1 rRNA gene is annotated in these 255 nt (G+C 52.2%); it reads left to right on the top strand.

The window, feature by feature from the left end:
• Positions 1 to 255 (top strand): 23S ribosomal RNA (locus tag NE473_RS32435); the annotation flags it as partial.

Raw genomic sequence — 255 nt, 5'->3', positions numbered from 1 at the left:
GAACCCGCTGAACTGAAACATCTAAGTAGGCGGAGGAAAAGAAAGAAAACTCGATTTCCAGAGTAGCGGCGAGCGAAATGGAAGGAGCCTAAACCTGGGTGCGTGCACCCAGGGGTTATGGACTGCAGTAAGTGACTCGTATGGTAACAGAACGGTCCTGGAAAGACCGGCCACAGAGGGTGAAAGCCCCGTATGTGAAACCAGAAGAGAGCGAGCATGTTCCAAAGTACCACGAGACACGAGAAACCTTGTGGG

The organism is Hungatella sp. SL.1.14, assembly GCF_024460495.1.
In the GTDB taxonomy this organism is placed as follows: Bacteria; Bacillota; Clostridia; order Lachnospirales; family Lachnospiraceae; genus Hungatella; species Hungatella hathewayi.
The sequence above is the reverse complement of the archived record's forward strand: the minus strand, read 5'-3'. Positions and strand labels throughout refer to the sequence as shown.